Source organism: Acidiplasma cupricumulans, from assembly GCF_001402935.1.
GTDB lineage: Archaea > Thermoplasmatota > Thermoplasmata > Thermoplasmatales > Thermoplasmataceae > Acidiplasma > Acidiplasma aeolicum.
The window spans coordinates 1-2,436 of sequence record NZ_LKBH01000209.1; the positions used below are offsets into that span (position 1 = coordinate 1).

Below are 2,436 nucleotides of genomic sequence, written 5' to 3' on the forward strand. Positions count from 1 at the left end.
CAGATGTGTGCTCTTCCGATCTTGATATTAATATATTTAATAATTGGAATGAACTATTAAAAGAAAACAATTATAATAAAAAGGGAAGACCATTTAAGATTCCTGGAATAATAATACTATATTTAGCAAAATTAAGGGAATTAAGAGGGATTTCATTCAGGCAGTTAGAAACAGAATTGCATAATCTATCAAAAATATTTAAATTCCCGAAAATATCATTTACATCAATATATAGAAGAATTAGAAAAATAATTCCTGAAATAGAAAATGATAATAATAATGTACTAGCAGCAATAGATTCATCAGGATTTAAGATAACATTAAGAGGAGATTACTTAGAAAATAAATGGCATAGAAAAAGAAAGGGATGGCTCAAATTACATGCTATTATAAACATTAATAATTTTAATATTATAGATTATTCAATTACAAATGAACATAATAATGATGCAAAGGAAGGTATAAAAATAATAAAAAGAATTAAGAATAAAATAAAGAAATTATATGGTGATAAGGGTTATGATTCCAAGGCTATTTACAATGAGTTAGAGGATAAGGCTATAATACCTCCAAGGAAGAATGCAGTTACATTATCAAAGGGCTCTATTTATAGAGCTAAAATAACAAGATTCATTAGAAGATTCAGTGAAGGATCATGGAAGATTAATAATAATTATAGATTGAGGTGGAATGTAGAAATATACTTCTCTGGAATAAAGAGATTATTTGGTGAAACAATAAGGGCTGTAAAGCCTGAGAATATTGTACAGGAAATGATGTTAAAGGTTTATTTTTACAATGAATTTAATAAATTAAAGGAGGGATATCAATTATGCAACTCCTATGAAAAACCTATACTTAACAATCTTTTATGCCTCCGCGGTATATTAAATTTGCTGAATCGCCCTGCACATTGCCATTGTTAGCAATTCTTCTCATGTTATTTATTTTCTTCATTGACAGTTCTTCAAGCCTCCTGAAGTATAATTCATTAGGATTGATTGTTTCCTTTCTTTCCTGATCAACAAACTTTACATTGTTCTTAAGCATTGAATATATTGTTTCTGCTAATATCCTTGCTATGGCTATTATTGACCTCTTCTTCCCTAATCGTCTTACTATGCTGAGGTACTTGGATTTGAACTTCTTTGTAAACTTTATAAGTGAATGCACTGTTTCAACTAAAAAGAATCTCAATATGGAAGGGCCATGCTTCGTTATATGCCCCTTTACCGTCTTAGTTCCTGATGAGTATTCACTGGGTATCAGTCCAGTGTATGAGGCAAACTTAAGCTTATTATCGAATCTATTTATTGTTCCTATTTCTGATAATATTCCTGCTGCTGTGTAGAAGTTTATTCCAGGAATTGTCATTAATAATTTTATATTATTATTGTTATCTGATATTGATGATATCTCTGTTTCTATTTCCCTTTCCCTATCCTTAATGTATGATATATCGCTTAACAGTGATCTTAAAACTATCCTGTCAGAGTAATTAAGATTGCTGTAATTACTCTCTATCTCCCTTAATCCCTTCCTTCCGAACGGGTCTGTGGCTTTTATTATTATTCCATATGATGTTAACAATGCATGTATTTTATTCTTCTTTAAAGTTAACTCCTCTCCAAGTGAATGCCTGTATCTAACCAATGATCTGATATTCTCTATTTCCCCTGATGGAATGTATATCTCCTTCATTCCTCCCTTTCTGTATACATCTGCAAGCTGGAATGAATCCTCCCTATCTGTCTTCTTGTAATTATTTGATATTTCAGGAACCTTTGCAGGATTAATCAGATGTATCGTATAGTTTAATTTTAATAATTCCTTACAAAGATATTTACCGGATGTTGATGATTCTATTACTATATCATGATCCTTGTAAACTGATAAAAACTTATTAACCTGCTCCATATTATTTTCCATATTTCTCTGGATAATAATATTACCATCATTTTCCATTACCGTAGCATATACGGAACGTTTATGTACATCCAAACCTATTACTATATCGATCACCTCCTAGTGGTTCTGTGAGATTCAGAATCGAAGACTCGACAAACTCCTATTCACCTTATTAAATATTAATAAGGTATGAAATCGAGTCGAAGGGCGGCTATTCTGACTAACGACCTCAAAGGTCAAGTTGCATAACAGCCGCCTCCGATTCCCACAGCTATATCGTCATATAGCTGAGGCTAAATAAGGTTTTTCATGATTTCTATCCATAACCAAAATCAAAGGTAAAGGAAAAGGATATAGAAATAATGGATGATGCAAATAAAATGTTTAGGTGCAATAATAAGGAAGAGGCCATAGGTAAATTCAATGAGTTTAAGAATAAATGGGAGAATAAGTATCCTAATATAATATATAATACTGAAATAAAGTTAGGTGAATTATTAAGATTCTATGATTATCCATTAAGAATAA

General features: G+C 30.8%; 2 protein-coding genes and 1 pseudogene. 2 read left to right on the forward strand and 1 reads right to left on the reverse strand.

The window, feature by feature from the left end; genetic code table 11:
* A partial coding sequence (locus tag AOG55_RS06340) for an IS5 family transposase (RefSeq protein ID WP_084779416.1) occupies nt 1-926 on the forward strand: 926 nt, incomplete at its 5' end.
* On the opposite strand, the gene AOG55_RS06345 is transcribed toward AOG55_RS06340, so the two are convergent.
* A complete protein-coding gene (locus AOG55_RS06345; RefSeq protein ID WP_156318775.1) occupies nt 859-2,022 on the reverse strand; it encodes an IS110 family transposase in 1,164 nt (387 codons plus the stop codon). The two genes, AOG55_RS06340 and AOG55_RS06345, sit on opposite strands and share 68 nt — an antisense overlap.
* Before the next feature lie 215 nt (nt 2,023-2,237).
* On the opposite strand from AOG55_RS06345, the pseudogene AOG55_RS09360 reads away from it, so the two are divergent.
* A pseudogene (locus AOG55_RS09360) lies at nt 2,238-2,436 on the forward strand (transposase); the annotation flags it as partial.